Genomic DNA, 1,057 nt, shown 5'->3' with positions numbered 1-1,057 from the left:
GCCACTGGCGATGACGCCGCGCCGGGCCTGACGGCGAAAGAATGCAGCACCAAGTATCAGGCTGACAAGGCCGCCGGCACACTGAACGGCCTGACCTGGAACCAGTATCGCAAGACTGAATGCGCCGCCGGGGCTACCGCTGCGGCAGCACCGGCCGCGGCAGCACCGGCTGCGACGGCAGCGGCCACCGACGATGCGGCACCGGGCCTGACGGCGAAAGAATGCAGCACCAAATATCAGGCTGCAAAGGCCGCCGGCACGCTGAACGGCATGAAGTGGAACGACTTCCGCAAGAGCGCATGCGCCGCCGGCGCCACTGCGACGGTAGAACCCGCCGCAGCGACGACCAAGGCAGCGGCAACTGCGGACGCCGGCAAAGGCCTCAGCATGGCGGACTGCAGTGCCAAGTATCAGGCGGCCAAGACCGGCAACACGCTGAACGGCATGAAGTGGAACGACTTCCGCAAGAGCCAGTGCGGCGCCGGTGCATCCGACGACGACACCGTACCGGCTGCCGATGAGGCAAGCTACACCAGCGATCCTCAAACACCGACCGTCACCGCTCCCCAGGGTGTGAAGTTTCCGAAGGCGATCTCCCAGAAATATAGCACCGAAACCCCAGGCAAGGCGCGGTTGCACACCTGCCTCGACCAGTACTACGCCAACAAGGACGCCAACGCGCTGGGCGGCCTCAAGTGGATCCAGAAGGGCGGCGGCTTCTACAGCCTGTGCAATGCCGCACTGAAGAGCTGATAGATAGCAGCACCTGAAGACAAGAAAGCCCGCGAACCTTGGGGTTCGCGGGCTTTCTTTGTTGCCCGGGTATGTTCAAGCAGGTTGATTGGCCCGACTGGCCCGCTTGCTGGGCTGGCGCAGCATTTGCGAACGTCTGCGCCGCCCCTCATCTGCCTGCCGGCATCTTCTCCCCGTAAACGGGGCGAAGGACGCCATCATCGACGGTTTCGCCAATCGCCAACGTTGCAGAAAGTGCGACAAAGCTACGGCCGGGCACTTCTCCCGTCTCTATTCGGGAGAAGTGCCCGGCAGGGCGATGAGG

At 63.9% G+C, this 1,057-nt stretch carries 2 protein-coding genes; both read left to right on the top strand.

From position 1 onward, the window contains the following. The first annotated feature begins 27 nt into the window (after positions 1–27). The gene (locus E5W87_RS27915) at positions 28–753 is read left to right on the top strand and encodes a hypothetical protein (protein ID WP_292404903.1); all 726 of its coding nucleotides are present in this window, start codon (positions 28–30) and stop codon (positions 751–753) included. A gap of 88 nt (positions 754–841) precedes the next feature. Beyond that, positions 842–1,057, top strand: a 216-nt coding sequence (locus E5W87_RS27910) for a hypothetical protein (RefSeq protein ID WP_292404896.1), incomplete at its 3' end; no start/stop codon positions are given.

It is taken from the genome of Mesorhizobium sp., assembly GCF_004962925.1.
GTDB lineage: Bacteria > Pseudomonadota > Alphaproteobacteria > Rhizobiales > Rhizobiaceae > Mesorhizobium.
The sequence above is the reverse complement of the archived record's forward strand: the minus strand, read 5'-3'. Positions and strand labels throughout refer to the sequence as shown.